This window comes from Streptomyces sp. 4F14 (assembly GCF_048159485.1).
GTDB lineage: Bacteria > Actinomycetota > Actinomycetes > Streptomycetales > Streptomycetaceae > Streptomyces.
Genome location: NZ_JBLRVY010000391.1, coordinates 1 through 320, shown reverse-complemented (window position 1 = coordinate 320; position 320 = coordinate 1). Strand labels below are relative to the sequence as shown.

General features: G+C 76.2%; 1 protein-coding gene. It reads left to right on the top strand.

Annotation, left to right across the window (positions count from 1 at the left end):
* On the top strand, positions 1-320 hold a 320-nt coding region (locus tag ACLZOT_RS51255; RefSeq protein WP_416976152.1), incomplete at both ends, for a CoA transferase.

Sequence of the window (320 nt, the reverse complement as noted above, 5' to 3'; positions counted from 1 at the left end):
GAGCACCCCCGCAGGCCGGACCCCTCGCGCGGGCACGGGCCCCCCAAGGACGGGGTCGGCCTGTGGTGGAAGCTGCTCGGCCGCAACAAGCGCACCCTGACCCTCGACCTCTCGGCTCCCGGCGGGCGGGACGTCCTTCTGCGGCTGGCCGCCGAGAGCGACGTCGTCGTCGAGAACTTCCGGCCCGGCACCCTGGAGCGCTGGGGCCTGGGCCCCGAGGAACTGCACGCGGTCAACCCGCGCCTGGTGCTGGCCCGGGTCACCGGCTTCGGCCAGTTCGGCCCGTACGCCCCCCGGCCCGGGTTCGGGACGCTGGCCGA